The sequence below is a fragment of the Micromonospora sp. DT233 genome, assembly GCF_049841815.1.
In the GTDB taxonomy this organism is placed as follows: domain Bacteria; phylum Actinomycetota; class Actinomycetes; order Mycobacteriales; family Micromonosporaceae; genus Micromonospora.
In genome coordinates this window covers 73,434-99,978 of sequence record NZ_JBNCLB010000015.1, presented here as the reverse complement: position 1 = coordinate 99,978, position 26,545 = coordinate 73,434, and the positions used below count along the sequence as shown (strand labels likewise).

The 26,545-nt window shown below is 74.7% G+C and carries 18 protein-coding genes and 1 pseudogene; 13 read left to right on the top strand and 6 right to left on the bottom strand.

Annotated features, from left to right (window positions below; all coding sequences use genetic code 11):
• The first annotated feature begins 181 nt into the window (after window positions 1–181).
• Complete coding sequence (locus tag ACLQ2V_RS24340; protein WP_425720888.1) at window positions 182–1,075, top strand: endonuclease domain-containing protein; 894 nt, start codon at window positions 182–184, stop codon at window positions 1,073–1,075.
• Between the two features lie 153 nt (window positions 1,076–1,228).
• Here the strand turns inward: ACLQ2V_RS24340 and ACLQ2V_RS24335 are convergent, their stop codons facing one another.
• A complete protein-coding gene (locus ACLQ2V_RS24335; RefSeq protein ID WP_425720887.1) occupies window positions 1,229–1,678 on the bottom strand; it encodes a cytidine deaminase family protein in 450 nt (149 codons plus the stop codon).
• A 131-nt stretch (window positions 1,679–1,809) separates the two neighbouring features.
• On the opposite strand from ACLQ2V_RS24335, the gene hrpA reads away from it, so the two are divergent.
• Complete coding sequence (hrpA, locus tag ACLQ2V_RS24330; RefSeq protein WP_425720886.1) at window positions 1,810–6,297, top strand: ATP-dependent RNA helicase HrpA; 4,488 nt, start codon at window positions 1,810–1,812, stop codon at window positions 6,295–6,297.
• Window positions 6,298–6,447: 150 nt separating this feature from the next.
• On the opposite strand, the gene rfbB is transcribed toward hrpA, so the two are convergent.
• On the bottom strand, window positions 6,448–7,488 hold the full coding sequence (gene rfbB / locus ACLQ2V_RS24325) for a dTDP-glucose 4,6-dehydratase (protein WP_425720885.1): 1,041 nt from the start codon (window positions 7,486–7,488) through the stop codon (window positions 6,448–6,450).
• 334 nt (window positions 7,489–7,822) lie between these two features.
• Between rfbB and ACLQ2V_RS24320 the strand changes: the two genes are divergently transcribed.
• The 4 genes and pseudogenes from ACLQ2V_RS24320 (at window position 7,823) to ACLQ2V_RS24305 (ending at window position 11,928) form a co-directional block, all read left to right on the top strand.
• Entirely contained in the window at window positions 7,823–9,007 is a 1,185-nt protein-coding gene (locus tag ACLQ2V_RS24320) for a zinc-dependent alcohol dehydrogenase (protein WP_425720884.1), read from the top strand.
• A gap of 54 nt (window positions 9,008–9,061) precedes the next feature.
• Window positions 9,062–9,652: pseudogene (locus ACLQ2V_RS24315) on the top strand (serine hydrolase); the annotation flags it as partial.
• A gap of 303 nt (window positions 9,653–9,955) precedes the next feature.
• Window positions 9,956–11,092 carry an MBL fold metallo-hydrolase gene (locus tag ACLQ2V_RS24310; protein ID WP_425720931.1) on the top strand — a complete coding sequence of 379 codons (1,137 nt, stop codon included), beginning with the start codon at window positions 9,956–9,958 and terminating at the stop codon, window positions 11,090–11,092.
• Window positions 11,093–11,259: 167 nt separating this feature from the next.
• Window positions 11,260–11,928, top strand: a complete 669-nt coding sequence (locus ACLQ2V_RS24305; protein ID WP_425720883.1) for a GNAT family N-acetyltransferase — start codon at window positions 11,260–11,262, stop codon at window positions 11,926–11,928.
• Here ACLQ2V_RS24305 and ACLQ2V_RS24300 read toward each other — a convergent pair.
• A complete protein-coding gene (locus ACLQ2V_RS24300; protein WP_425720882.1) occupies window positions 11,856–13,367 on the bottom strand; it encodes a deoxyguanosinetriphosphate triphosphohydrolase family protein in 1,512 nt (503 codons plus the stop codon). The two genes, ACLQ2V_RS24305 and ACLQ2V_RS24300, sit on opposite strands and share 73 nt — an antisense overlap.
• Window positions 13,368–13,580: 213 nt before the next feature.
• Here ACLQ2V_RS24300 and ACLQ2V_RS24295 point away from each other — a divergent pair, with 213 nt between their 5' ends.
• Entirely contained in the window at window positions 13,581–16,082 is a 2,502-nt protein-coding gene (locus ACLQ2V_RS24295; protein ID WP_425720881.1) for a Tex family protein, read from the top strand.
• Window positions 16,083–16,240: 158 nt separating this feature from the next.
• Window positions 16,241–16,669 (top strand): hypothetical protein, encoded by a 429-nt coding sequence (locus ACLQ2V_RS24290; protein ID WP_425720880.1) that lies wholly within the window; start codon window positions 16,241–16,243, stop codon window positions 16,667–16,669.
• A 94-nt stretch (window positions 16,670–16,763) separates the two neighbouring features.
• Here the strand turns inward: ACLQ2V_RS24290 and ACLQ2V_RS24285 are convergent, their stop codons facing one another.
• On the bottom strand, window positions 16,764–17,720 hold the full coding sequence (locus ACLQ2V_RS24285) for a DUF389 domain-containing protein (RefSeq protein WP_425720879.1): 957 nt from the start codon (window positions 17,718–17,720) through the stop codon (window positions 16,764–16,766).
• A 329-nt stretch (window positions 17,721–18,049) separates the two neighbouring features.
• On the opposite strand from ACLQ2V_RS24285, the gene ACLQ2V_RS24280 reads away from it, so the two are divergent.
• From ACLQ2V_RS24280 to ACLQ2V_RS24265, 4 genes are all read left to right on the top strand, one after another.
• Entirely contained in the window at window positions 18,050–19,177 is a 1,128-nt protein-coding gene (locus tag ACLQ2V_RS24280) for a hypothetical protein (RefSeq protein ID WP_425720878.1), read from the top strand.
• A 115-nt stretch (window positions 19,178–19,292) separates the two neighbouring features.
• Window positions 19,293–20,498: a DegT/DnrJ/EryC1/StrS family aminotransferase gene (locus tag ACLQ2V_RS24275; RefSeq protein ID WP_425720877.1), complete on the top strand. Its 1,206-nt coding sequence runs from the start codon at window positions 19,293–19,295 to the stop codon at window positions 20,496–20,498.
• Complete coding sequence (locus tag ACLQ2V_RS24270; protein WP_425720876.1) at window positions 20,495–21,577, top strand: GNAT family N-acetyltransferase; 1,083 nt, start codon at window positions 20,495–20,497, stop codon at window positions 21,575–21,577. Before ACLQ2V_RS24275 ends, ACLQ2V_RS24270 begins: the two co-directional genes overlap by 4 nt.
• Window positions 21,574–22,197, top strand: coding sequence for a sugar transferase (locus ACLQ2V_RS24265; protein ID WP_425720875.1), 624 nt, complete (start codon window positions 21,574–21,576; stop codon window positions 22,195–22,197). Before ACLQ2V_RS24270 ends, ACLQ2V_RS24265 begins: the two co-directional genes overlap by 4 nt.
• Before the next feature lie 176 nt (window positions 22,198–22,373).
• Here ACLQ2V_RS24265 and ACLQ2V_RS24260 read toward each other — a convergent pair whose 3' ends face one another.
• Window positions 22,374–23,633 carry a glycosyltransferase family 4 protein gene (locus ACLQ2V_RS24260; RefSeq protein ID WP_425720874.1) on the bottom strand — a complete coding sequence of 420 codons (1,260 nt, stop codon included), beginning with the start codon at window positions 23,631–23,633 and terminating at the stop codon, window positions 22,374–22,376.
• A gap of 413 nt (window positions 23,634–24,046) precedes the next feature.
• On the opposite strand from ACLQ2V_RS24260, the gene ACLQ2V_RS24255 reads away from it, so the two are divergent.
• On the top strand, window positions 24,047–25,441 hold the full coding sequence (locus tag ACLQ2V_RS24255) for a hypothetical protein (RefSeq protein WP_425720873.1): 1,395 nt from the start codon (window positions 24,047–24,049) through the stop codon (window positions 25,439–25,441).
• A gap of 58 nt (window positions 25,442–25,499) precedes the next feature.
• On the opposite strand, the gene ACLQ2V_RS24250 is transcribed toward ACLQ2V_RS24255, so the two are convergent.
• Window positions 25,500–26,495 carry a glycosyltransferase gene (locus ACLQ2V_RS24250; protein ID WP_425720872.1) on the bottom strand — a complete coding sequence of 332 codons (996 nt, stop codon included), beginning with the start codon at window positions 26,493–26,495 and terminating at the stop codon, window positions 25,500–25,502.
• Window positions 26,496–26,545: the final 50 nt, after the last annotated feature.

The following is a 26,545-nucleotide window of genomic DNA, read 5'->3' as shown; positions in this document are numbered from 1 at the left end:
GCCTCGCACCCGCGCATACCGCCCTCGTACCGCCCAAGATCCGCGCATCTTCGGGGAACTTGCTGCGTCGTCGCGCCGCCTCGACCCGGCATGTCCCCTGAAGTCGCGCGGATCTTGCGTCTTCCCGAGTTATCCGCAGGGGGGTCGCGGGAGGCAGGGGCGGGGCGGCAGGGTGGGGGGCGTGGGTGTTTCTCCTCGGCGTCCCGAGCGGTTGCGGGGGCGCGTCTTCCAGGGTTCACGGGTCGTCGCCGACGGGTTGCTGACCCGCGCCGAATTGCGCAGCGGGGCCTGGCGACCGCTGTTCAAGGACGTCTTCGTGGACGCGGACGTCACCGTCACCCACCGGCTGCGGTGCAGCGCCGCCGCCCGGTGGCTGCTCCCCTCCGGGGCCGTCATCGCCGGCCGCAGCGCCGCCGCCCTCTTCGGCGCGGGCAGCGTCGACACCGCCGACCCGCTCGACGTCCTGATCCCCGCCGGCCGGCGCTTCGGGCCCGTCGCCGGGCTCACCGTACACACGGTGATGCTCGGCGACGACGACGTCCGGCAGTGGAACGGGCTCGCGGTGACCACCCCGGAGCGCACCTGCTGGGACCTGGCGCAGTGGCTGCCCGTCGAGGAGGCCGTGGCGGTGGTGGACTGCCTCGTCAGGCTCGGGCTGGTCCGCCCCGGCCCGCTACGCGACCGGACCCGGGGCAACGTCGGCGTCAAGGGCTGGAAGCGGGCGCTGCGCGTCGCCGAGTTGGCCGACGGAGGTGCCGAGTCACCGCAGGAGTCCCGGTTGCGGGTCCGGCTCGTGCTCGCCGGCCTTCCCCACCCGGTGACGCAGTTCGTCATCGAGCGCGACGGCCGCTTCGTCGCCCGCGTCGATCTCGCCTGGCCCGAGCTCAAGGTCGCCGTCGAGTACGACGGGCTCTGGCATCACGACCCCGAGCAGTTCCACCGCGATCGGCAGCGCCTCAACCGGCTGCTCGGCGAGGACTGGATCGTCCTGCACCTCACGGCGAAGCGCTTCCACACCGACTTCGAGGGCTTCCTGACCGAACTCCGCCGCGCCCTGACCTCCCGCACCCGCTGACCCACTGACCCACTGACCCACTGAGCAGACCAAGATCCGAACCCACTGAGCAGACCAAGATCCGAACATTTTCCCTGAAAATGCTGGGTCAACCAGCCCTTCAGGCAGCATTTTCCCTGAAAATGCTCGGATCTTGACGACGCGCGGGGGTGGTTAGGGGCGGGGGGTGGGCACGACGGGGGTGGGGGTGGGCACGACGGGGGTGGGGAGTTGGTGGTCGGCCCAGACGTAGGTGTCGGGGAGCAGGTCGTCGATCCGCGCCACGCGCAGGGCCTCCGGCGGGCCGACGACCACCCGGATCGACGGGAAGTAGTCCCGCAGCACCTGCCGGCACCGGCCGCACGGCGCAAGGACGCCCCGCCCCCGGTCGCCCACCGCGACGATGGTCTCCAGCTCACCCGCGCCCTGGGTGGCGGCGGCACCGAGGGCGACGATCTCGGCACAGGGGCCGCCGGTGAAGTGGTAGACGTTCACGCCGGTGAAGACCCGCCCGTCGACGCTGCGAACGGCGGCGGCGACGGTGTGGTTCTCGCTGCGGCAGCGCAGCTTGGCCACCGCCGTGGCGGCCTGCACCAGCGCCCGGTCGGTGTCTCGCATGGTCATTGTCGTCGCCCCCGCGGTCGGTGTCGCTCGGCGGTCAACTCTAGTCTCGGGCGTCGGACGGGGGGCCGGCGACCGGGACGGCGGTAACCGGGGGGCGATCGGCGTCCGGGCTGCCTATCCTTGGCGACGACATGCAGAATCCAGCCGTATCCGCAGCGTCCGATGCCGTCCGACCTGCCGCGCCCGACACCAGCCGGCCCGCCGCCAGCCAGCCCGCCACGTCCGACACCGGCCGACCCGCCACGTCCGACGCCAACCGGTCCGCCGCAACCGACGCCGACCAGCCAGCCGCACCCGACACCGGCCGACCCGCCGCGCCCGACGCCAGCCGACCCGCCAAGGCCGAGGCCAGCCGATCCGCCGTGCCCGACGCCGGCCAGTCCGCCATGCCCGAGGCCAGCCGGCCCGCTAAGGCCGACGCCGGCCAGTCCGCCATGCCCGAGGCCAGCCGGCCCGCCAAGGCCGACGCCGGCCAATCCGCCATGCCCGAGGCCAGCCGGCCCGCCATGCCCGAGGCCGGCCGGCCCGCCGTGCCCGAGGCCAGCCGGCCCGCCGTGCCCGAGGGCAGCCGGCCCGCTAAGGCCGACGCCGGCCGGGCCGGGCGCGAGTTGCAGCGCCGCCTGGGCGAGCTGATGTTCCGCGACCAGCGCCGGATCCAGCGCCGTCTCGACGGCATGCGCCGGTTGCGTGACCCGCAGCGGCGGGACGCGGCGCTGGCCGAGGTCACCGCCGACGTGGAGCGGGCCGAGCGGCGGCTCGCCGCGCGCCGGGCGGCGGTGCCGGTGATCACGTACCCGGCGGGGTTGCCGGTCAGCGAGCGCAAGGACGACCTGGCCGCCGCGATCCGCGACCACCAGGTGGTGATCGTGGCCGGCGAGACCGGCTCCGGCAAGACCACCCAGCTGCCGAAGATCTGCCTGGAGCTGGGGCGGGGGGTGCACGGGCTGATCGGGCACACCCAGCCCCGGCGGCTGGCCGCCCGGACGGTGGCCGACCGGATCGCCGAGGAGCTCGGCACCGAGCTGGGCGACGTGGTGGGCTACAAGGTCCGCTTCAACGACCAGGTCAGCGAGCGCAGCCTGGTGAAGTTGATGACCGACGGCATCCTGCTGGCGGAGTTGCAGACCGACCGGATGCTGCGCCAGTACGACACGTTGATCATCGACGAGGCGCACGAGCGCAGCCTGAACATCGACTTCATCCTGGGGTACCTGCGGCAGCTCCTCCCCCGCCGCCCCGACCTCAAGGTGATCATCACCTCGGCGACGATCGAGACCGGGCGGTTCGCCCGGCACTTCGCCGCCCCGCCGGCGCCGGGCGAGGAGGAGGGCCGGCCCGCGCCGGTGGTCGAGGTGACCGGGCGGACGTACCCGGTGGAGGTGCGGTACCGGCCGCTGGTGGAGGTGGCCGAGGACGACGACGAGGACGACGACGCCGACAACGTCCGCGACCAGGTCCAGGCGATCGGCGACGCCGTCGAGGAGTTGGCCGCCGAGGGGCCGGGCGACATCCTGGTCTTCCTCTCCGGGGAGCGGGAGATCCGCGACACCGCCGACGCGCTGGGCAAGCTGGTCGGGTCGAAGCGCTCGCTGCTGGGCACCGAGATCCTGCCCCTGTACGCCCGGTTGTCCTCCGCCGAGCAGCACCGGGTCTTCGCCCCGCACGCCGGGCGGCGGGTGGTGCTCGCCACGAACGTCGCGGAGACGTCGCTGACCGTGCCGGGCATCAAGTACGTGGTGGACCCGGGCACCGCCCGGATCTCCCGCTACTCCAGCCGGCTGAAGGTGCAGCGGCTGCCGATCGAGCCGGTGTCGCAGGCGTCGGCCAACCAGCGCAAGGGCCGCTGCGGGCGTACGTCGGACGGCATCTGCATCCGGTTGTACGACGAGAACGACTTCGCGTCCCGGCCGGAGTTCACCGACCCGGAGATCCTGCGCACCAACCTGGCCTCGGTCATCCTGCAAATGACCTCGATCGGGCTGGGAGACGTGGCGGCGTTCCCGTTCATCGACCCGCCGGACCGGCGCAACATCGCCGACGGGGTGAACCTGCTGCACGAGCTGGGCGCGCTGGACCCGGCGGAGACCGACCCGGCGAAGCGGCTCACCCCGTTGGGTCGGCGGCTGGCCCAGCTCCCGGTGGACCCCCGGCTGGCCCGGATGGTCACCGAGGGCGAGCGCAACGGCTGCGCCACGGAGGTGGTGGTGATCGCCGCCGCGCTCTCCATCCAGGACCCGCGCGAGCGGCCGGCGGAGAAGCAGGCCCAGGCCGACCAGGCGCACGCCCGGTTCGCCGACAAAGAATCCGACTTCGTGGCGCTGCTGAACCTGTGGCGGTACCTGCGGGAGCAGCAGCGGGACCTGTCGTCCAGCGCGTTCCGCCGGATGTGCAAGGCGGAATACCTCAACTACCTGCGGGTACGCGAGTGGCAGGACATCGTCGCCCAGTTGCGCCAGGTGCTGCGTACCCCCGAGCAGGGCGACGGGGCGCGCGGCGGGCGGGGCGCGAAGGAGGCCGGGGCGGACGGCGGCCGGCGCGGGCCCGGCGCGGACCTGCCGGAGGAGATCGACACGCCGAAGGTGCACCAGTCGCTGCTGGCCGGGCTGCTCTCCCACGTCGGGTTGAAGGACGCGCAGAAGCACGAGTACCTGGGCGCGCGGGGGGCGAAGTTCGCCCTCTTCCCCGGCTCGGCGCTGTTTCGCAAGCCGCCGCGCTGGGTGATGGCCGCCGAGCTGGTGGAGACCTCCCGGCTCTGGGGGCGGGTGGCCGGGCGGGTCGAGCCGGAGTGGGTCGAGCCGTTGGCGCAGCACCTGGTCAAGCGCAGCTACAGCGAGCCGCACTGGGAGAAGAAGCAGGCGGCGGTGCTGGCGTACGAGAAGGTGACCCTGTACGGGGTGCCGCTGGTCACCGCCCGGAAGGTCAACTTCGGGCGGATCGACCCGGCGCTGTCGCGGGAGCTGTTCATCCGGCACGCCCTGGTCGAGGGCGACTGGTCCACCCACCATCAGTTCTGGCGGGACAACCAGAAGCTGCTCACCGAGATCGAGGAGTTGGAGAACCGGGCCCGGCGGCGGGACATCCTGGTCGACGACGAGACGATCTTCAGCTTCTACGACGAGCGGATCCCGGCCGACGTGGTCTCCGGGCGGCACTTCGACGCCTGGTGGAAGCAGACCCGCCGGGAGCGGCCCGACCTGCTCACCTTCACCCGGGAGCTGCTGGTCAACGCCGGCCGGGGCGGGGTCGACGAGGCCGACTACCCCGACCAGTGGCAGGCCGACGGGGTGACCCTGCCGCTGACGTACACCTTCGACCCGACCGCGCCCACCGACGGGGTGACCGTCGACATCCCGCTGCCGCTGCTCAACCAGGTGCCGGCGGAGAGCTTCGACTGGCAGGTGCCCGGCCTGCGCGAGGAGCTGGTGATCGCGCTGATCCGGTCGCTGCCGAAGGCGATCCGACGCAACTTCGTGCCGGTGCCCGACTACGCCCGCGCCGCGCTGGCGGCGATCACCCCGGGCGAGGAGCCGCTGCTGGACGCGCTGACCCGGCAGCTGCGCCGGATGACCGGGGTGACCGTGCCCCGCGACGCCTGGGACGTGCAGCGGCTCCCCGCGCACCTGCGGGTCAGCTTCCGGGTGCTCGACGAGGAGAACAAGCCCGTCGCCGAGGGCAAGGACCTGCCGACCCTGCAACGCCGGCTCCGCCAGGAGGTACGGCAGGTGGTGGCCGCCGCCGCGCCGGACGTGGCCCGCACCGGGCTGACCGAGTGGAGCATCGGCGCCCTGCCGCGCACGATCGAGCAGGTCCGCGCCGGGTTCGCGGTGACCGCGTACCCGGCGCTGGTCGACGAGGGGTCGACGGTCGGGGTGAAGGTCTTCGACTCGGAGGCCGAGCAGGCCGCCGCGCACTGGGCGGGGACCCGGCGGCTGCTGCGGCTGACCGTGCCGTCGCCGGCGAAGTTCCTGCAGGGTCGGTTGAGCAACGAGGCGAAGCTGGCGCTGAGCCGCAACCCGCACGGCAGCGTGCAGGAGTTGATCTCCGACGCGGCCGGGGCGGCGATCGACAAGCTGATCGCCGACGCGGGCGGCCCGGCCTGGGACGCCGAGGGCTTCGCCGCGCTGCGCGAGCGGGTCCGCGCCGACCTGGTGGACACCGTGGTCGAGGTGATGGGCCGGGTGCGGCAGGTGCTGGCCGCCGCGTACGCGGTGGAGCAGCGGCTCGGCAAGACCCAGAACCTGGCCGTGGTGGCCGCCCTGGCCGACATCCGGGCCCAGCTCTCCGGCCTGGTGCACCCCGGTTTCATCACCGAGGCCGGGTACGCCCGCCTGCCCGACCTGCTGCGCTACCTGACGGCGATCGAGCGACGGCTGGATCGACTGCCGGGCAACCCGCAGCGGGACCGCCAGCAGTCCGACCGCGTCGCGGCGGTGCGCAAGGAGTACGCCGACCTGCTGGCCGCGCTGCCGCCGAGCCGGCGGCAGTCGGCGGCGGTGCGGCAGATCCGCTGGATGATCGAGGAGCTGCGGGTGAACGTCTTCGCGCAGGCGCTGGGCACCCCGTACCCGGTCTCCGAGCAGCGGATCTACCGGGCGATGGACGACGCCGAGGGGCGCTGACGGATTCCGGGCGGGCCCCCGGCTGCGCGGGCCGGTCGGGCGCGGGCGCGCGGTGCCGGCTCAGCGCACCGGGGCCGGCGCGGGCGCGGCTCAGCGCACCGGGGCCGGCGCGGGCGCGGCTCAGCGCACCGGGGCCGGCGCGGGCGCGGCTCAGTGCACCGGGGCGGGCACCGCGCGGGCGGCCGGGAGCCCGCGCACCGAGTTGCCCAGCGCGCCGGTGCGCGCGTCCGGGTAGGCGTGCGCCCACCAGGCCCGGTTCTCCCGGTACCAGTGGAAGACCTCGTAGAGGCCGTCGGTGAAGCGGATCTGCGGCACGAAGCCCAGCTCCTCGGAGATCTTGGTGTAGTCCAGCGAGTACCGCTGGTCCTGCACCCGGCGGTCGGCGACGTACCGCACCCGCTCCCAGCCGACCCCGGCGATGCGCAGGATCTTCTCGGCCAGTGCCTTGTTGCTCAGCTCCACGTCGCCGCCGATGTTGTAGATCTCCCCCGCCCGCCCCTTGGCCAGCACCAGCGCGATGGCCAGGCAGTGGTCGTCGACGTGCAGCCACTCGCGCACCGCCCCGCCGTCGCCGTGCAGGGTGATGTCGCCGCCGGTGAGCAGGCTGGTGACGAAGCGCGGGATGACCTTCTCCACGTGCTGGTACGGGCCGTAGTTGTTGGCGCAGCGGGTGATCGACACGTCGACGTCGTAGGTGCGCCAGTAGGAGCGCACCACGCTGTCGCTGGCCGCCTTCGACGCCGCGTAGGGCGAGTTGGGCTCCAGCACGCAGCGCTCGGTCCACGAGCCGTCGGTGATCGACCCGTACACCTCGTCGGTGGAGACGTGCACCACCCGACCCACCCCGGCGCGGGCGCAGGCGGCCATCAGGTGGTGCGAGCCCATCACGTTGGTCTCGAAGAACGGGGCGGGGTCGTCGATGGAGCGGTCGACGTGCGACTCGGCGGCGAAGTGCACCACCGCGTCGTGCCCGGGGAGCAGGTCGGCCAGGAGCGAACGGTCGCAGATGTCGCCCCGGACGAAGGTCAGCCTCGGGTGTTGGGAGGGCAGGTTGTTGCGGTCACTGGCGTAGGTCAGCTTGTCCACGACGGTGACGTGGCAGCCCTCGAAGCCGACGTACCTCCCGTTGAGCAGGCTCCGGGCGAAGTGCGAGCCGATGAAGCCGGCGCCGCCGGTAACCAGGATCCTCATGTGTGTGGCCTCCCTGCCACGCGAGCCCGCGCGTTCGACTCTGCTCGGCAGGCCGACGGGGGTGTCAGGCCTGCGCAGGGCTTCACCATAGGGGACCAACACCACCAACGAGCCTTATACACCTCGCTTAAGGACTAATTAACCAACCGTGGCGTAACAGGACAAGAAGGAATATCGCGTTCGGCGAGCCCACGCCGCCGGAACGCCTCGGCTCGGGTCCCGGCCATGGGTCGGTTCAAGACCCCCTGCGCGGGTAGCAGTCCCCTGGACGACGCCAACGAACTGCGATGCCGACGAACTGCGGGACAGACGGCCGGCGAGGGGACGGGACGGGATGAAGGCACTGACCTGGCAGGGCAAGCGGGACGTCCGGGTGGAGGAGGTGCCGGACCCGCGCATCGAGGAGCCCACCGACGCGATCATCAAGATCACCTCCACCGCGATCTGCGGCTCCGACCTGCACCTGTACGAGGTGCTCGGGCCGTACCTGAAGCCCGGCGACATCCTGGGGCACGAGCCGATGGGAATCGTCGTGGAGGTCGGCTCGGGGGTGACCCGGCTGAAGCCGGGCGACCGGGTGGTGGTTCCGTTCAACATCTCCTGCGGCACCTGCTGGATGTGCCAGCGGCAGCTCTACGCCCAGTGCGAGACCACCCAGGTCACCGCCCAGGGCAAGGGCGCGGCGCTGTTCGGCTACACCTCGCTCTACGGCTCGGTGCCCGGCGGGCAGGCCGAGTACCTGCGGGTGCCGCACGCCCAGTTCGGGCCGGTGAAGGTCCCGCAGAGCGGCCCGGACGAGCGCTGGCTGTACCTGTCGGACATCCTGCCCACCGCCTGGCAGGCGGTGAAGTACGCCGACTGCCCGCGCGGCGGCACCCTGGCGGTCTTCGGGCTGGGCCCGGTGGGCCAGCTCAGCGCCCGCATCGGCCGGCACCTCGGCGCGGAGCGGGTGATCGGGCTGGACCTGGTGCCGGAGCGGCTGGAGATGGCCCGCCGGCACGGCATCGAGACGCTCGACGTCCGCCAGCTCGACGACGTGCCGGGGGCGCTGATCGACCTGGTCGACGGGCGCGGCCCGGACGCGGTGATCGACGCGGTCGGCATGGAGGCGCACGGCTCCACCGCCGGCAAGCTCGCCCAGGGCGCCGCCGGGCTGCTGCCGGACAAGCTGGCCCAGGCGATGACCGACCACGTCGGCGTGGACCGGCTGGTCGTGCTGAAGGCCGCGCTGAAGGCCGTCCGGCGCGGCGGCACCGTGTCGATCTCCGGGGTGTACGGCGGCGAGGTCGACCCGATGCCGCTGATGGAGATGTTCGACCGGGGCGTCCAGCTGCGGATGGGGCAGTGCCACGTGCGGCGGTGGACCGACGAGATCATTCCGCTGCTCTCCGGCGACGACGACCCGCTGGGCGTGGAGGACCTGCGCACCCACCGGGTGCCGCTGACCGAGGCGCCGCAGGCGTACCGGATGTTCCAGCAGAAGGAGGACGGCTGCGTCAAGGTGGTCCTCGCGCCCTGACCCGCCGGGTGACCTGCGGCGGTACCCGGTATCGACGCTCACGCCCTAGGTTGCATGATCCACACCAGCCGACGGAGGGCGCGAATGACGATCAGGGGGAACCGCAGATCGGCGCTGGGCCTCGGCACGATGGCGACCGCCGGCACGGTGCTCGCTGCCGCCGCACCAGCCTCCGCCGCCGCCCCGGCCGCCCGGCCGCAGGCCGCCACCGACCCGGGCCGGGCGGCGCGCCGGCTGGCCGCCAGTTACCTGCGGGAGTCCACCCACGCCGGCGGCGACTGGCAGGCGTACATCTCCGTCGCCAACCCGTCGGCCGCCCCGCTGGTGGCCGTCGCCGACGAGGCGGACGCCCAGATCGAGGCGTACAGCGTGAACAAGGTCGCGGTGACCACGGCGGTGCTGGACAACGACCGAGGGCTGCTCACGCTCGATCAGCCGCTCGACGTCACTTCGTCGATCGTGGTGGCCGGCGGGGACGGGATCTTCAGCCTCGACGGCGCGTACCCGAGCAGCGTCACCCTGGGCCACGTGCTGGCGACCCTGATCACCGTCTCCGACGACACCGCCGTGCGGCTCTGCGGCCTGGTCTGCCCGGCGGCCGAGCTGAACCAGATCCTGGTGGCGAAGGGCTTCCCGAAGACGCAGGTGGAGCCGGTGGCCAACCCGAACCGCTTCTTCCACGGCACCGCCCAACGGCCTCCCCGGCACCGGAGCAGTCCACCGCCCGTCCCCCCGCCCTCGCCTCTTTGGCGTCGATCATGGACCCGTGGTGGGCGAATAGCCCGTGTTGCGGCTTCCGTTGGGCACCACAACTCCATGATCGACGGCGGGGAGGGCGGGGAGGGTGGGGAGGGCGGGAGGGGTGGGGGGCGGGGAGGGGTGGGGAGGGGTGGGGAGGGGTGGGGGGCGGGTTACCGTGTAGGGCGGATGCGGCTGAGGGGGCACGGCATGGGGGAAGCAGGGCAACGGGGCGGGCGAGGCGCGTTCGGGCGGCGGCTGGGCGGCGCGGCCGGGTTGGCCGCGCTGGTCGGGCTGGCCTGGGTGGCGCGGGACGTGCCGGCGGCGCTCGGCGGGCGGCTGACGGGTGCCCGCGCCGAGCGGGCGGCCCGATCGCCGCAGTTCCGCGACGGCGCCTTCCGCAACCGGGGCGGCAGCCGGTCGATGGCCGGTGCCCCCGACCGCAACCTGCTCCGTGAGCTGGTCTTCGGCAAGCAGAAGCGGCGGCCGACCACCGCCGTCCCGCTGCTGCGTCCGGCCGCCGCGCCCGCCACCGAGCGGGAGCTCAACATCGTCTGGTACGGCCACGCGTCGGCGCTGATCGAGATCGAGGGCCGGCGGGTGCTGATCGACCCGGTGTGGAGCGAGCGGTGTTCCCCGTCTGCGGCGGTCGGGCCGCGCCGGCTGCACGCGCCCCCGGTCGGCCTCGACGAGCTGCCGGCCGTGGACGCCGTCCTGATCTCCCACGACCACTACGACCACCTCGACATGGCCACCGTGCGGGAGCTGGTGGCCCGGCAGTCCGCGCCGTTCCTGGTGCCGCTGGGCGTCGGGGCGCACCTGCAACGCTGGGGCGTGCCGGAGCACCGGATCGTCGAGCTGGACTGGTCGCAGAGCCACCGGGTCGGCGGGCTGACCGTCACCGCCACCGCCGCCCAGCACTTCTCCGGCCGGGGGCTGCGCCGCGACGGCACGCTGTGGAGCTCGTGGGTGGTGGCCGGGGCGCACCGCCGGGTCTTCTACACCGGCGACTCCGGCTACTTCGACGGGTACGCCGAGATCGGCGACGCGCACGGCCCGTTCGACGTGACGCTGATGCAGATCGGCGCGTACGACCGGGCGTGGCCGAGCATCCACATGTTCCCCGAGGAGGCCGTCGCCGCCCACGTCGACCTGCGCGGCGGGCTGCTCGTGCCGGTGCACTGGGCGACGTTCAACCTGGCCCTGCACGACTGGTCGGAGCCGGTGGACCGGGTCTGGGCCGAGGCCAAGGCCCGCGACGTCCGGCTGGCGGTGCCCCGCCCCGGCGAGCGGGTGGTGGTCGACGACCCGCCGCCCGTCGACGGCTGGTGGCAGTCCATCGCCTGAGCCGCACGGCGGCGGCGCTCCTCCGCGACGCGCCCGGCCGGAACACGGGCGCACCCGGCGTACCTCTGATAGACCTGACGCGTGACCACACCGTCACCACCCGTGACCCGGCGGGTTCGGCGTCGCCGGCCCGCCCCTCGGGTGTCGTCAGCGGCGGAGGACGCAGCATGCTGAACGGTCGACTGGTCGCCATTCGCCCGACCCGGGTGACGGATCTCGACTTCCTGGCCGACCTGGCCGTCGCCGACGGGGTCCGGCACCACGTCGTGGGCTGGAACTGGCCGATCGGGCGCGACGGTCAGGAGGAGTGGCTGCGCCAGTCCCAGCGCGACCCCGCGGTGCGCCGGTTGACCGTCGCCGCCGTCGACACCGACGAGCCGCTGGGGTTGACCGGCCTCTGGGAGATCGACTGGCACAACCGGTCGGCGCTCACGGCGGTGAAGCTCATGCCCGGCCTGGCCCCCCGGGGCGCCGGCACGGACTCGATCATGCTGATCATGGCGTGGGCCTTCTACGAGGTCGGGCTGCGCCGGCTGCACAGCACGATCCTGCCGTTCAACGCGCCGAGCCTGGGCGCGTACGTGCGCAAGTGCGGCTGGCGCATCGAGGGCCGCGACCGGGAGGCGGTGTTCCGCCGGGGCGAGTGGCACGACCTGCTGCGGGTGGCCATGCTGCGGCCCGAGTTCGACGCCCTCGCCGACGCCGAGGAGTACGTCCAGCGGGTCTGCGGCCCCCGCGCGCCCATGCCGACACCCGCCCCCGGTCAGAGCACGAACGCGTCCGTCCAGAGCGCCCCGGAGCGGCCCGAGAGGGCGTCGAGCATCGCCACCGCCTGACCGTCGGTGAGCTGGGCGACGAAGTCGATGATCGCCCGGCCCCGGGCCCGGCCGATCCGGTCCGGCGTACGCGGGTGCAGCTCCGCCTCGGCCAGCTCGACCAGGTCGTGCAGCCGGCGCGGCAGCCGGGACTCCTCCTCCGGGTCGAGCAGCCACTCCCAGAGCGCCTCGACCAGCGTGCCCAGCAGCCGGGCCTGGCCGCGCTGGTGCAGGGCCAGGTCGGGGCGGGCCAGCACGAAGCGGTGGTGGACGAACTTGAGCACCTGCACCTCGTGCCACTGCGCCGGGGCGAGCAGCACGTGCCCGGAACGCACCGACGGGGTCTCGGTGACGGTGATCGAGTCGACGAACCGGGTGGTCCACCGGGCGGAGAACCGGGCCACGTACTGCTCGGCCTCGATCGAGCCGTCGAACGGCATCGCCAGCAGCCCCTCGACCAGCTCCTGCCGGACGTGCTCCACGGCGGCGGCGAACGCCTCGTCGTCGGCGACCCAGCCGTCCTTGCGGTGCAGTTGCCGGCGCAGCCGCTCGATGGCCGCGCCGGGGCGGCGGCCGCCGCCGGCCAGCGCCTGCGCGGTGACGGCCCGGAAGCGCCCGTGCTCGCGCTGCCAGGCGATCAGCTCGGCGGCCACGGCACCCTGCTGGAGCACCCCGACCCGGTAGAAGTCCTCGACGTCGTGGATGGCGTACGCGATGTCGTCGGCGGTGTCCATCACCGACGCCTCGACGGTCTGCTGCCAGTCGGCGATCCGCCCGACGAACGGGGCCCGCGCCTGCCGCAGGTCGTTGAGCTCCGTGCGGTACGCGCCGAACTTCGACGAGCCGCTCTCCGGCTCGTCCGGCGGCGCGGCGGCGCCCCGGGGAGCCGGGGTGAGGTGCCGGGGGTGCGGGTCCGGGTGGTCCAGCCGGGTCCACGGATACTTCAGCAGCGCGGCCCGCACGGCCGCGGTCAGGTCCAGGCCGGTGGTCGCCGCGCCCCGGATCTCGGTGCTGGTGACGATCCGGTACGACTGGGCGTTGCCCTCGAAGCCGTCGGCCAGGCCGAGCCGCTGCCGGGCCAGCCGGTCGAGCACCCGCTCCCCCAGGTGCCCGAACGGCGGGTGCCCGAGGTCGTGGGCGAGGGCGGCGGCCTCGACCACGTCGGGGTCGCAGCCGCCGAGGGCGTCCAGCAGGTCCCGCCAGCGCTTGTCGGCGGTGAGCCGCTCGGCGATGGCGCGGGCCACCTGGGCGACCTTGAGGCTGTGGGTGAGTCGGTTGTGCACCAGCAGGCCGGAGCCGCCCGGGCTGACCACCTGGGTCACCCCGCCCAGCCGGGTGAAGAACGGCGAAGCCACGATCCGGTCCCGGTCGGCCCGGAACGGGCTGCCGGCGAGGTCACCGAGGGCGCGGGCGCTGCCGCCGAAGAGTCGCCGCGCCCGGGGACCAGCGGAAGGTTCCATGATCGCCACGCTAGCGCAGCCGGCGACGCGGCACGACGGGTCGTGCACCCGGTGGCTGCCGGACGGGCCCGGTGAGCGCCGCTCCGCCGGGTGCGCCGGTTGCGCCTTGTCGGCGGGTGCGCCGGGTGGGCCTTGTCGGCGGGTGCGGCGCGGCGGTGTCGGGGGCGGGCGGCACAATGCAGGGCGCAGTCAACTTCGAAGGCGGAACAGATCGTGACCCAGTCTGTGCACCAGCGGATCGCCGACGAGCTCGGCGTCGCCGAACGACAGGTACGGGCGGCCGTGGAGCTGCTCGACGGCGGCTCCACCGTGCCGTTCATCGCCCGCTACCGCAAGGAGGCCACCGGCCTGCTCGACGACGCCCAGCTGCGCACCCTGGAGGAGCGGCTGCGCTACCTGCGCGAGCTCGACGAGCGCCGCGCCGCGGTGCTGGAGTCGATCCGTGGCCAGGGCAAGCTCGACGACGCCCTGGAAGCGCAGATCACGGCGGCCGACTCGAAGTCCCGGCTGGAGGACATCTACCTGCCGTTCAAGCCGAAGCGGCGCACCCGGGCGCAGATCGCCCGCGAGGCGGGGCTGGCCCCGTTGGCCGAGGCGCTGCTGGGCGACCCGTCGCTGGACCCGAAGGCCACCGCCGCCGGCTTCGTCGACGCCGACCGGGGGGTGGCCGACCCGGCCGCCGCGCTGGACGGCGCGCGGGCCATCCTCATCGAGCGCTTCGCCGAGGACGCCGACCTGATCGGCACGCTGCGCGAGCAGATGTGGTCGCGGGGCCGGCTGGTCTCCCGGGTACGCGACGGCCAGGAGACCGCCGGCGCGAAGTTCTCCGACTACTTCGACTTCGCCGAGCCGTACCCGAAGCTGCCCTCGCACCGGATCCTGGCGATGTTCCGGGGCGAGAAGGAGGGCGTGCTCGACCTGACGATGGACCCGGAGGCCGACGGCGACTCCGACGCGGCCCCGACCGGGCCGAGCCGGTACGAGGCGGTGATCGCCGGGCGGTTCGGCATCACCGACCAGGGGCGCCCGGCCGACCGGTGGCTGGCCGACACGGTGCGCTGGGCGTGGCGCACGCGGGTGCTCATCCACCTCGGCGCTGACCTGCGGATGCGGCTGTGGCAGGCGGCGGAGGAGGAGGCCGTGCGGGTCTTCGCCACCAACCTGCGCGACCTGCTGCTCGCCGCGCCGGCCGGCTCCCGCCCGACGATGGGGCTGGACCCGGGGCTGCGCACCGGGGTGAAGGTGGCGGTGGTCGACGCCACCGGCAAGGTGGTCGCCACCGAGACGATCTACCCGCACGAGCCGCGCCGGCAGTGGGACGCCTCGCTGGCGACGCTGGCCCGGCTGGCCGCCGCGCACCGGGTGGAGCTGATCGCCATCGGCAACGGCACCGCCTCGCGGGAGACCGACAAGCTGGCCGGCGACCTGATCAAGCAGCACCCTGAGCTGGCCCTGACCAAGGTGGTGGTCTCCGAGGCCGGCGCGTCGGTCTACTCCGCGTCGGCGTACGCCTCGCAGGAGCTGCCCGAGCTGGACGTCTCGCTGCGCGGCGCGGTCTCCATCGCCCGCCGCCTGCAGGACCCGCTGGCCGAGCTGGTCAAGATCGACCCCCGCTCGATCGGCGTCGGCCAGTACCAGCACGACCTCTCCGAGCTGAAGCTCTCCCGCTCGCTGGACGCGGTGGTGGAGGACTGCGTCAACGCCGTCGGGGTGGACGTCAACACCGCCTCCGCGCCGCTGCTGACCCGGGTCTCCGGCATCGGCGCCGGGCTGGCGGAGAACATCGTGCTGCACCGCGACGCCAACGGCCCGTTCCGCTCCCGGTCGCAGCTGAAGAAGGTCTCCCGGCTCGGCCCGAAGGCGTTCGAGCAGTGCGCCGGCTTCCTGCGCATCCCCGGCGGCGACGACCCGCTGGACTCCTCCAGCGTGCACCCCGAGGCGTACCCGGTGGTGCGGCGGATCCTCACCCGCACCGGGCAGGACCTGCGCTCGCTGATCGGGCAGAGCACCATCCTGCGCGGCCTGCGCGCCACCGACTTCGTCGACGACACCTTCGGCCTGCCCACCGTCACCGACATCATCGCCGAGCTGGAGAAGCCGGGGCGGGACCCGCGACCGGAGTTCCGCACGGCGACGTTCGTCGAGGGCGTGGAGAAGATCGGCGACCTGACCCCGGGCATGATCCTGGAGGGCGTGGTCACCAACGTGGCGGCGTTCGGCGCGTTCGTCGACGTCGGCGTGCACCAGGACGGCCTGGTGCACGTCTCGGCGATGTCCCGGACGTTCGTGAAGGACCCGCGCGACGTGGTGAAGTCCGGCGACGTGGTGCGGGTCAAGGTGCTCGACGTGGACGTGCCGCGCAAGCGGATCTCGCTGACCCTGCGGCTGGAGGACGAGGCGGGCGCGACCGGTTCCGACGAGGGCCCGCCCCGGCGGGGGGCCGGCGCGGGCCGGGACCGCGCCGCCCGCCCGGAGGCCGGTCGAGGCCAGGACGGCGCAGCCCGGGGCGGCGGCCAGTCCCGCCAGGGCCAGGGCGACGGGGCCCGGGGCGGCGGCCAGTCCCGCCGGGGCCAGGGCGACGCAACTCAAGGCGGCCAGTCCCGGCAGGGCGGCGCAACCCGGGGCGGCCAGTCCCGCCAGGGCCAGGGAGGCGGCGGCCAGCCGGTCAACGACGCGATGGCCGAGGCGCTGCGTCGCGCCGGCCTGGCCCGCTAGCCGCCTCCCAGGGTCGCGCGCGGACCTTGGACACTTCCCGTTGCTGGGTGAGCGTGAAGTGTCCAAGGTCCGCCGAACATCCCGCCGCAGCGGGTCGCATGCGGAGCCCGGCGGTGCCGGGACGACCGGCGGGGCGGTCGGGGCGTACCTTCGCGGGCATGGACGACGGCCTCGAGTGGCGGGAGCGGCAGCTGCGGGCGGTCCGGGCCCATGCCGACGCGGACGAGCGGCGGCGGGCGGCGGAGCGCGCCGAGGCGGCCGGGATCGTGGCGTGGTTCGTGGCCGAGGCGACCCGGCGAGGGCTGCCCACCGAGCGGCTGCATGCCCGGCCCTACGACGGGCCGGGCCGCTACCGCACCCGGCTCACCGGCTGGTACGTCGACCGGGCCCGGGTCCGGGCGGTGGACACCGCCGGGCGGTGGTACGTGCTGACGGTCCCGGCGAGCCTGCGCGCCCGGCTGCTCGGGGCCGACCCGCCGCCCTCCCCCGCCCCTCTGATCGTGGGCGAGGGCGGGCGCGACGGCGACTCGATCCCGCTGCGCACGCTGCTCACCCGGCGGCTCGACGACAATCCCGACCGGGACTGACCAGGGTCACCGACCGGACGAGCGCGGACGCCGACCGGGCAAGCGCCGGGCCGACCAGGGCACCCGCCGGGCACCGACCGCCGGGCGGGCCGGGTCAGCGGCCGGCGACGCGCTTGCGGAGCCGGGTCCGCCGGGCCACGTGCCGCCACCAGAGCTGCTGCGCGCTCAGCGTGGCCAGGCCGGCGAGCACGATCGCGCACAGATTGATCATCAGTTGCAGGGCCGAGCCGGCGGCCTCGTGCCACACCCCGTACGCGACGGCGACGGCGACGTTGGCGGCGGCCGGCACGGTGGTGACCGAGATCAGCACGCCCACCAGTGAGCCGGACTTCTTCGAGGTCAGCGAGAGCATGCCGGCGACGCCGGCCAGCAGGCCGACCACCCAGGAGAGCGCGTCCGGCCGCCAGATGAAGTCGGTCAGCGGGCGGTCGGCCAGCAGCATGTCCCGATTGACCAGGCCGGTCGCGGTCAGCGCCCAGGTGCTCAGCACGGTGGCGAGCATGGCGGCCAGGAAGCCCACCGTCAGCGCCTGCACCGACCGGCCGACGATCGCCGGCTTGCGGCGCAGCAGCGCCACGCAGAGCGCGGCGAGCGGACCGAACTCGGGGCCGACCACCATCGCGCCGACGATCAGGATGGGCTGGTCGAGCAGCACCCCGATCCCGGCGATCATCGTGGCCACCACGATCAGCACCAGGTAGGTCCCCGACAGCTCGGTCTGCTCGCCGGTCTTGGCGGCCACCTCGTCCCAGACCACCGCGTCCGCACCGCTGCCCGGGGCTGCCTCGGCGGCCCGGTCGGCGGCGTTGGAGAGGGTCATCTCCACGTCGTCGGCCGCGATCCCGCCGCGCGCCTCGACGCCGAGGCGCTGCAACCCGTCCAGCACGGCGTCGGCCCGCTCGCGTACCACGTCACAGAGGATCAGGTCGCCGCTGGGCTGGCGGGCGACGCCGGGCAGCACCGCCAGGTGGGTGACGCCGGGATCGGCGCCCAACAGGTCGGCCACCGCCGAGGACTGCTCCGGCGGGGCGATCACCCTCAGGTGCAGCACGTTTCCTCCCCTCGTCCGCCGACGTGGTGTCGACGCGGCCGGCAGCACTGTATACACGCCGGTTCCGGAACTCGGCCGGGCCGGCGGCCCGTCGGGAAGGTGTCACGGTTGTGCACCTCGCCGTCCGTAACGTTCCGCTACCGCTCCCGGTTAAGCGCAGTGCCGGCCCGCGCACCGCCGGGGCGCTCCCGCGCCGCCCCGACCCAGGCCACTCGCCGGCCGGGCCGACGAGAGGAGCCGCCGGGGATGGCAGGGCAACGGAAGGTCGGCGTCGCGGCGGCACCCGGCGGAACGCGTCCGGCGTCCGGGCCCGGCCAGGGTGGGGCCCGGTGAGCGGTTCGACCCGACCCTGGGAGGTCGGCTCGGCATTCGCCCTGCCCAGCACGCGCGGCGGGTGCACCCCTCCCGGCGCCCACGGCGCAGGCGGGGCCCGGTGGCCGTCGTCGGCCCGGTTGTTCGGGTCGGGCCGGCAGGCCCTGGTGGCGCTGCTGCGCTTCGGTGCCCGCCGGCACGGTTGGAGTGGCGCGCACCTGCCGGCGTACTTCTGCCCGCCGGTCGCCGAGGCGGCCGCCGACGCCCTCGCGGTGCGCCCGTACGACGAGGGGCCGGGTGGCGGTGCCGGGCCGGCGGCGGTGGGGCCGACCGAGGTGGTGGTGGCGGTGTCGTACTTCGGGTTGCCGCCCACGTTGCCGGCGCAGCGGGGCGCGGCCCTGATCGTGGACGCCACCCACGATCCCCGGGCGCCCTGGCTGGCCCACCTCGACGCCGACTTCGTCCTCGCCTCGCTGCGCAAGACCCTGCCCCTGCCCGACGGCGGTCTGCTCTGGTCGCCGGTCGGCCGGCCGTTGCCCGCGCCGGCCGCGACGACCCGGTCCCACCAGCTCACCGCCGACCGGATCCTCGCCGGGATGCTGGTGAAGGGGGCCTACCTGGGCGGCGCCCCGGTGGTGAAGGAGTCCTACCTCGAGCTGCTGCGGGCCGGCGAGCGGGAGTTGGCGACGTCGCGGGTCAGTGGGGCCGGCGCGTACACCCGGTTGATGCTGCCCACGCTGCCGGCCGACGAGCTGCGGGCGGCGCGGGTGGGCAACGCGCGCCGGCTCGCCGCCGGGCTCGCCGGCCTGCCCGGGATCACCGCGGGGGCGTACCCGCTCGGGGTGGTCTGCGTGGCCGACGACGGCGACCGGCGCGAGGAGATCCGGCGGGCGCTCGTCGCCCGGGACGTCTACCCGGCGGTGCTCTGGGAGCTGCCCGACTCCGCGCCGGCCGCCCAGCGCGAGTTCAGCCACCGGATGCTCTTCCTGCCGACCGACCACCGCTACGACGACGCGGACCTGGACCGGGTGACCGCGGTGCTGCGCGAGGCGGCGCACGTGACGGCCGGCGGCGGCGGCGAGCCCCGCACCGGCCTCGTGCCGACCGGCCTCGTGCCGACCGGCCTCGTGCCGGGGGGCCGGTGACGGGTCCGCGCCGGCGACCGGCCTTCCGACCGGTACGCCACAAAGAGCGAACGCCGCGACTTTATCCGTGTTACAACCATTTGTCGGAATCTAATCCCCGCAGGAGTCCGCCGCCATGAATCCACCCTCGACGCACCTCGCGCAGCCGATCGTGCCGGCCCCCGGCACCCCGGCGCGGGGCGACGACGCGCCGGGCCCCCGGATCGGCCTCTCCGATCCCGACCTCGGGCCGCTGGAGGAGTCCTACCTGCTGCGCGCGTTCCGCTCCGGTTGGCCCGGCCCCGCCGGCCCGGAGACCGAGGCACTGGAGGCGGAGATCGCCGCGCGGGTGGGTGTCCGGCACGCCGTCGCCGTCAGCTCGGGCACCGCCGCGCTGCACCTCGCCCTGCTGGCGCTCGGGGCCGGCCCCGGCCGGGTGGTGGTGGTGCCCACCCTGACCTTCGCCGCCACCGCCAACGCCGTGGTCTACACCGGCGCGCGGCCCGTCTTCGTCGACTGCGACCCGGCCACCGGCAACATCGACCCCGCGCTCCTGGCCGACCTGCTGGGCCGGCTCGCCCGCGACGGCGCGGCCCCGGCGGCGGTGCTGGCGGTCGACATCAACGGCACCTGCGCGGACTACGCCCGACTGCTGCCGGTCTGCGCGGCGGCCGGCGTGCCGTTGGTCGAGGACGCCGCACAGGCCCTCGGGGCCACCTCCGGCGGCGCGGCGGCGGGCTCCTTCGGCCGGTGCGCCATCCTCTCGTTCAGCTGGAACAAGATCATCACCACGTCGGCGGGTGGCATGGTGCTCTCCGACGACGCCGCCCTCGCCGCCCGCTGCCGGCACCTGTCGACCCAGGCCCGGGAGCCGGTGCCGCACTACGAGCACCGCGACATCGGCTACAACTACCGGCTGAGCAACCTGCTGGCCGCCCTCGGCCGGGCCCAACTCGTCCGGCTGCCGAACATGATCGACCGGCGGCGGGCGCTGCGCGGGCGGTACGAGGCGCTCTTCGCCGCCGTCGCCGGCACCCGGATCCTGGGCGCGGGCGACCCCGGCGCGAACTGCTGGCTGACCTCGCTCGTGGTCGAGCCCGAGCGCACCGGGTGGGACGCCGCGCAGCTCGGCCGGCACCTGGCCGGGCAGCGCATCGACACCCGCCCGATGTGGAAGCCCATGCACCGCCAGCCCGTCTTCGTCGGCTGCGAGGCGGTGCTCAGCGGCGCGGCCGACCGGCTCTTCGCCAACGCCGTCTCGCTGCCCAGCGGCTCGGTGCTGACCGACGGCGACGTCGACCGGGTCACCACCGCCGTCGCCCGCTTCCTGGACGGCCGATGAGCGTACGGGTTCCCGCGCCGCCGAGGCGCGTACGACCGGCCACCGCGACCGCCGCCGAGGCCGCGACGCTCGCCCTGCCCTGGCCGGACGTCTACTTCACCCCCGGCTACGGCAGCGCCGCCGCCCTCGCCGAGCAGGCCCCGTGGCGGCTGACCCACTGGCACGACCGCGTCCTCGTGCCGTACCTGCTGCGCCGGGTCGACGCCGCGCACCACGACGGCATCAGCCCGTACGGCTACTGCGGGGTGCACGTGCGGCCGGGCACCACCCCCGCCGACTTCGCCGAGTTCTGGGCGGGAGCGGTGTCGGCCTGGCGCGCGGCCGGGATGGTCAGCATGTTCCTGCGCTTCTCCCCGCTGGACCCGCACTCCGCGGCGGTCGTCCGGGCCGCCGGCGTGGCCCGGCTGGACTGGCGCGGCGACACGGTGACCGTGCCGGTGGGCGACGGGGCGGCGGCCGTCTGGGCCGCGATGGCCGGGCGGTCCCGCACCGCCGTACGCAAGGCGGAACGGGTCGGCCTCACCGCCGACCTGCGGCCCGCCGGGCGCGACGACGTGACGGCGGGGTCGCCGTTCCGGCTGCTCTACGAGCGGACCATGGGCCGCGTCGGCGGCACCCCCGGCTACCTCTTCACCGACCCGTACTACCAGACGCTCACCGCCGGGCTGGGCAAGGACCTCCTGCTGACGGAGGTGACCGGGGCCGACGGCGCGACGGTGGCCTCGGCCCTGGTGCTGCGCCACGGCGACCGGGCCCACTACCACCTCTCCGGCTCCGAGCCGGCCGCCGCCCGGGACGGGGCGAACAACCTGCTGCTCTGGACCGTGCTGCGCTGGGCGGCGGAGACCGGCTGCGCGCTGGTGCACCTCGGCGGCGGGCGGAGCCCCGACGACTCGCTCTTCGCCTTCAAACGCTCGTTCGGCGGACGCCGGACCCCCTTCCACACCGCCTCGGTGGTGCTCGACGCCCGGCGCTACCGGGCCCTCGTCGCGGCTCGGGCCCGCGAGCTGGGCCGGCCGGTCGACGCACTCGCCGCCGACGGCTTCTTCCCCGCCTACCGCCTCGGAGGGCCGAGATGAACCCACGGCACGTCAAGCGGGCGATGGACGTGTTCCTCGCCTGCGTCCTGCTGCTGCTGCTGGCCCCGGTGCTGGCGGTCGCGGCCCTCGGCACCCTGCTCACCCTGGGCCGGCCGATCCTGTTCCGCCAGCTCCGCCCCGGCCTGAACGGCGTGCCGTTCACGCTGCGCAAGTTCCGCTCGATGCGGCCGACCCGGCCCGGCGAGGGGCTCTGGGACACCGACGAGGTCCGGCTCACCGCGTTCGGCCGGCTGCTGCGCCGGACCAGCCTCGACGAGCTTCCCCAGTTGTTCCAGGTCGTCACGGGCGAGATGAGCCTCGTCGGGCCGCGCCCGCTGCTGATGCGCTACCTGCCGCACTACAGCCCGTGGCACGCCCGGCGGCACGAGGTGCGCCCCGGCATCACCGGGCTGGCGCAGGTCAGCGGGCGCGGCGCGCTGACCTTCGGGCAGACCCTCGACCTCGACGTCGAGTACGTCACCAACTGGTCGCTCCTGCTCGACCTCAAGATCCTCGTCCGGACCCTGGCCACCCCGTTCCGCCCCGGCTACATCCCCGGCCGCACGGTCGCCGACCGCGACGACGTACACCTGACACGCCCCCTGGAACACGCCGAGTAACCACCCCACCCCCACCCTCGCCCCACCCTCGCCGTGGATCATGGACTTGTGGTGCCCGAATTATTCGTATAAGCGGCTTTCAAGGGGCACCATAACTCCAAGATCGACGGACGGCGGAGGGGGGAGGGGGGAGGGGGGAGGGGGCGGCGTCCGCCGAGGTCAATAGGTGTGGCAGGTCATGCGGCCGTCGTCGGCAGGCGGTCGGCGGCCGTGCGGGTCACCGTCGCGCCCAGCCGGCGCAGGTCCGCCGCCATGTCGGCGGAGGCGTCGTACGGCGGCAGCGCGGCTACCGGCGGCCAGCCCGCGGCGGCTCGGACGGCGGCGGCAGCGTGGGGAGCCCCGGCGTGGGGGGCGACGGCGTGGGCGGCGGCGGGATGGGGGGCGACGGCGTGGTCGGCGGCGGGATGGGCGGCGGCGGGATGGGCGGTGGCGGAATGGGCGGTGGCGGGATGGGCGGTGGCGTGGGCGTCGGCCAGCTCGACCAGGATGCGGGCCAATGCGTCCGCCTCCCCGGCGGGGAAGACCCGGTCCACCTCGGGGTCGACCAGGTCGGCCGCGCAGCCGGTCACGTCGGTCAGCACCACCCGCAGCCCGTTCGCCTTAGCCTCGTTGATCACCAGCCCCCAGGGCTCCCGGCGGGAGGCGAGCACGAAGACGTCGGCGGCGGCGTACGCGGGGCCCAGCTCCGCCTGGGTCAGGGCGCCGGGCGCCACGATCCTCGGGTCCCGGGCGGCCTCGGCCGCCACCCGCGGGGCCAGCGGCCCCTGCCCGACCACGACGAGTCGCGCCGTGGCGTGCGGGACCGCCCGGAACGCCGCCAGCAGGGTGTCGGTGCCCTTGCGGGCGTCGAGCACGCCGACGCTGAGCAGCACCAGCCCGTCGCCGAGGCCGTGCCGGCGGCGGAACCAGGCCCCGGAGCCGGGCGGTCCCACGGGCGGGGCCGGCAGGCCGTACGGGATCAACACCCGGTCGGTCAGCCCCATCGCCGCCCAGTAGCGGTCGTTCTGTCGGCCGACCGTCCAGACCCGGGTACGCCGGCCGAAGAGCGCCCGCAGGAAGAGCCGCTTGGCGAGCCGGCGCAGCGCCGGGCGGCCCTGCTCGTCGCGCCAGTTGCTGTCGGAGCGGGTGACCACGCGGATGCCCCGCAACCGGGCCAGCAGGATCGCCGCCATGTTCACCGGCCGGTGGTAGCCGAAGCAGCAGAGCACGTCGACGCCGGGGCGGCACAGGTGACCCAGGACGAAGCGCAGCGCCGCCACGCGCCCGGCGGGGACGACGCCGTGCGGGTGGCGGGGCAGCACCGGGCCCCAGCCGCGCTGCGCGTCCGCCGCCTCGTGGTAGAGCGCCCGCAGGTCGACCCCGGCACGCCACATCGCGTCCAGCGTCGGGGTCCGCTGCGGCGTGGGCCGCTCCAGCAGGAAGATGACCGAGGACACGCCGGCTCCCTTGGGGTCAGGGACCGCCGGGCGCACCCACGACCGCCGGGCACCCGCCGGACCGTCCGGAGGCTCCGGACACCGGGGACAACGAGCACGGCCGCCCCGGAGAGACGGCGGGGCCCCGCAGTGCCGGCCGGATCGCGCAGTGCCGGCCGGATCGCGCAGTGCCGGCCGGATCGCGCAGTGCCGGCCGGATCGCGCAGTGCCGGCCGGCCGCGCGCAAAGAGGGGAAATGTCATCACTTTGCCCGATCGTCGTCGTTGGTCACCACGGACACGCCGTCGCGCGTGCCGTCGTGCCCTGCGGCTTGCCGCCGCGGCCGCGCCGGCCCACGCGCCTGCCGTGCGTGCGCCCGCCGTCCCGGGCGCCCGGGGCGGACCCGTAGCTCGCCGACGGACGGAAGAGAGCAGATGCGCGCACCCGACCGGACGATCGACTTCCGGCTGCCCATGGCCGGCGCGGTCGTCGTCGTCCTGGCCATCGTCGGCTCCATGGTCTTCACCGGCGGCGACGCGCGACTGCAACTCGCCGCGCTGGTCTACCTGGGGATCCTGGTGGTCTCGGCGTACCGCCCGATGGTGGCGGTCGTCGCCGTCCTGGTGGCCCTGCTGCTGGCGGTGACGTCCTTCGCGAAGTCGATGGGCGCGGTCGACCCCCGGTTCCTGCTGCTGCCCTTCGTCGCCGTGCTGGCCCTGCGGCCCCGCCGCCCGCCGGCCGCGTCGGCCGCTCACCAGAGCGGGGAGCGGATTCTGCGCTACGCCCTGCCCGCCGTCGCGCTCTTCGCCCTGGCCAGCACGCTCTGGAGCGGCGACCCCCGGCGCACCCTCTCCGCCTCGGCCGCGCTGCTGGTCATGGCGGTCTTCTGCCACGGCGCGGTCCGGGCCGTCGGGGTGCGGCCGCTGCTGCGCGTGGTGGCGGTGCTGACCTGGGTCGTCGTCGCCGCGAGCGGGCTCTACTACCTCGCCGCGCCGTCGTCGGCGATGATCGGCGACCGGCTGTACGGGATCTTCGACCACCCGAACTCGCTGGCCGCGTTCGTGGTGGTGGCCACGCCCGTGGCGCTGAGCCAGCTGACCGTGCTGCGCTGGCCCGCCGCCGTGGCCCTCGGCGCGCTCTGCGTCTTCAGCGCCTCCCGGGCCGGCACGGCCGCCTTCGCCATGGAGCTGATGGTGTTCGCGATGGCCGGCCGGGCCCGCAACGCCAGGATCCTCGGGACGCTGGTCACCGCCGGCCTGGGCGCGTGGTACCTGCGGGAGGCGATGCGCTCCTGGAGCGCGCCGGCCCTGCCCCTGCTGCGCACCAACAACTCCCGGCAGGAGACCTGGGAGTCGGGCCTGCAGCATTTCCGGGAACACCCGCTGCTCGGCGTCGGCGCGGGGGCGCTGCCTCCGGGGACGATCGGCGGGCTCTGGCCGTACCTGCTGGGCACCACGGGTCTGGTCGGCACCGCGCTCGCCGCCGGTTTCGTGCTCGTCCTGGTCAGCACCGTCGTGCGGGCCGGCGCGCTGTACCGGGCGCTGGTCGTCGGCGCGCTGGTCGACAACGTCTTCGAGCCCTGGCTCTTCACCGGTGGCCTGGTCTTCTGCGTGCTGTTCTGGCTGCTGGTCCTGCATCCGCAGACCCGGTCGGCCCGCGCCGGTCTGGTGCCGCAGACGGCCACCGACCCGCCACCCGGCACCGCCCCGACCGGCACCGCCCCGACCGGCACCGCCCCGACCGGCACCGCCCCGACCGGCACCGCCCCGACCGGCGGGGCCACCCGCCCCGGCGTCGCCCGCCGACCGCCGGTCACGTCACGGCGGTGAGCAGCCAGCTCGCCCGCCGGTCACGTCGCCGCGGTGAGCAGCCGGCTGCGCCCGGAGGTCACCTCCCGGGGGTGAGCAGGAAGTCGAAGTACGCGTCGCGGTCGAAGGCGCGGGGCTCGGCCGGCACGGGTTCCGCGATCCCAGCCAACGCCTCGCCGAGGCTGCGCGGGCTGTTCGGATCGTACCCGCGCAGGGCCGGGCCGGCGATCTCCACCGACTGTGCGCTCACCGGCGAGATCACCGGCACCCCGTACGCCCGCGCCTCGGCCAGTGGGTAGCCGAACGACTCCAGCACCGACGGGTAGAAGGCGGCGGTCGCGGTGCGCCAGAGCTGCGCCAGGCGGTCGTGCGCCACGATGCCCAGCGTCTCGATCCGCTCGTGTTCACGCAGGTCCACGGGGAGGTCGGCGGGCGCGGCGGTGACCAGGATCCGGGCCGGGTGCCCCGCCCGGTCGGCCATCCCGACCAGCAACCGCAACTGTGGCACCAGGTTCTTGTACGGGCCGGGCACCACCGGCACGAGGATCGTCGGCGTCTGCGTCGGGCGGCGCGGGCCCACCGGGGTCACCGGGTGCGGGCGCACCACCAGCCGGCGGCCCACCGTCGGCAGCAGCCGGGTCACCCGCTCCGCCATCGCCGAGCAGGGCACCACGACGAGGTCGGCCCGCGCCACCAGCCGCCGGACCACCGGGATCTTGGCCTGGAACGCCCGTGGCATCCGGGCCAGCAGGTGCCGCTCGGCGGGGTGCAGGAAGTGCAGGGCGTTGCGCAGCAGCAGCCGGCGTTCGGCGCCGCTGACCGCGAAGGAGAGGTTGTTGGGCGCGACCACCAGGCCGTACCCCTGGGCCAGCCGCTCCCGGCGCAGCAGCCAGGACGAGGTGATCCGCCGGCCCTGGCCGACCACCGTGACGGTGTCCGGGCGGGCGGCGAGGTAGTGCTCCAACTCGGCCCGCCACCGGGCCGCGCCGCCGAGCTCGCTGCCGGCGATGTCGAGCAGCACGGCGCGCTGCGCCGGCACGGTGGCGGTGCGGACCGTTCCTGCGGTCGTCGTCATGGCGTCCTCACTGTGGTTCCGGTGGCGGGTCGGCCGGGCTGTGCCGCCGA